General features: G+C 67.9%; 1 protein-coding gene. It reads right to left on the bottom strand.

Features of this window, described 5'->3' with window-relative positions:
* Positions 1–2227, bottom strand: a 2227-nt coding sequence (locus tag SX243_26025; GenBank protein MDY7096444.1) for an AMP-binding protein, incomplete at both ends; no start/stop codon positions are given.

Below are 2227 nucleotides of genomic sequence, written 5' to 3'. Positions count from 1 at the left end.
CCAGGAGAGCTGTTCATCGGCGGCACCGGGATCGCTCGAGGCTATCTGGGGCGTCCGAGCTTGACCGCGTCCCGCTTCGTGCCCGATGAACAGCTCTCCTGGCGCCCCCACAGGCATGGGCTGGCCCAGGGCATTCAGCACGTAGACCTGCTGTCCGGCGATGGGGCGGCCGATGGGCAGATCCAAGGCCGAGGGATCCTCCGAAACCGATGCCGGCACGAAGTGCACCGTATTGGTCACCGTCGTCTCGGTCAGACCGAAGACGTAGAGCGCCGGCAGCTCCCAGGCCTGCCAGGTCGCCAACCGTTCCGGCGACGGTTTCTGGGTGCCCAGCATCACCAACCGGAGCGACTCCGGCGGACGCATCTCCCGCTCTTCCAGGTCCCGCACCCACTCCTGCCAATACACCGCCGGCAGCTCCATCACCGTCACGCCCTGCTCCGCCACCACCGACTCCAGCTGCTCCGCCGAAAGCAGCAGATCCCGCCCCGGCAGCACCACCGAGGCTCCCGCCAGCAGCGCCGGAATCACTTCCTCCACCACCACGTCGAAGCTGATGGAGGCGAATTGCAGCACCCGATCCTCGGCGCTCAGCTCGAGCTGATGAACCATCTCGTCGGCGTAGATCACCATCGCAGCGTGGGACACCGCCACACCCTTGGGAACACCCGTGGAACCCGAGGTGTAGATCACATAGGCCAGGCTCTCCCCATCCAACTCCAGAGCCGGCAGCTCCGGTGCGGGATCCTCGCCGCCGAACGCCGACTCCACCACCACCACGGTGGTTCCCTCCGGCGCCAGCTGGCCCAACCGGGGGGCCAGCCGAGCGGTGGTCAGCACCACCGGCGCCGCCGAATCCGTCAGCATCGTCTGTAGCCGATCGTCGGGGTATTCCGGATCCAGCGGCAGATACGCACCACCGGCTCGCAGGATCGCCACCAGGCCGCACACCAGCTCCGGCGAACGCTCCGCCGCCAGCGCCACCAACACCTCCGGCCCCACCGACTGCTCCTGCAGCGCCGTCGCCAACGAACGGCTACGCTCGTCCAGCTCCCGATAGCTCCAGCTGGTCCCGTCGTGGGAACGAACCGCAGCGGCATCGCCCTGCTCCTCGGCCACCGCCGCAAACCGTGCGGGGAACAAGCGGGAAGCGGCCAGCGTCGGCTTCACCGGCTCGCCGGTGGCCCATTCCACCTCCAGCTGCTGGCGCTCCGGCGCGGTGAGCAGGGACAGGCTCGAGACCGGCGCCTCGGACCGCGCCACCATGCCGTCGAGCAGTTGCTGCAGGTGGCGCAGCATGCGTTCCACAGTGCTGTCGTCGTGACGCTGGCGGTTGTATTCGATATCCAGCGTCAGCACCGGCTCGGGATAGGCCACCAGGGTCAAGGCGAAGTTCGAGCGCTCTTCCGTACCGGTGTCCGCGCTGGTCACGCCCTCCGCCGGAGCCCCTTCGGCACCTGCTTCCGGCGCAGCTTCACCGCCTTCTTCCGGTGCCTCTTCCGGCGCCTCGTCCAGCGGATAGTTCTGGAACACCATGAAGGTGTCGAAGAGGCCGTCGCCGCCCGCCATTCCGGCCCACCGCTGGACCTGTGCCAAGGGTGTGAATTCGAATCCGCGGAGCTCCAGCTGCTTGGCCTGCTGGGCCTGGAGCCATTCGAGCACCGAGGAACCCTCCTCCTGAGCCCGGGGCATGCGCACCCGCGTCGGCAGCGTGTTGATGAACAGGCCGACCATGTCCTCGACCCCGTCCAGCTCCGGCGGACGACCCGAAACGGTGACGCCGAAGACCACGTCGTCGACGTTGGCGTAGCGCGCCAGCAGCAGCGCCCAGGAAGCCTGCACCACCGTATTCACGGTCATGCGGTGTCGGCGCGCAAAGCCCTGCAACCGCTCGTGGAGCGACCGCGGCATGATCCCTTCGCGCTCGCCGTACTCGCGGCCCTGGTCGCTCTCCGGGCGGTCGAAAACCACCGGCGTCGGCTCGTCGAAACCCTCCAGCCACTCCTTCCACCAAACCTTGGCAGCGGCCAGGTCCTGACGCTCCAACCATTCGATGTAGTTGCGGAAGGGCGGCGCCTGCGGCAACTCCAGCGTCTGGCCCTCCCGCGCCGCACCGTAGAGGCGTTGGAATTCCTCGAAGACCAGCGGCAGGCTCCAGCCGTCCAGCAGGATCTGGTGGAAGGACCACACCAGCTGGTAGCTGTTCTCCGCCACCTGCGCCAGCAGC

Source organism: Acidobacteriota bacterium, from assembly GCA_034211275.1.
Lineage (GTDB): Bacteria > Acidobacteriota > Thermoanaerobaculia > Multivoradales > JAHZIX01 > JAGQSE01.
This window is presented reverse-complemented; position numbering and strand designations above follow the sequence as displayed.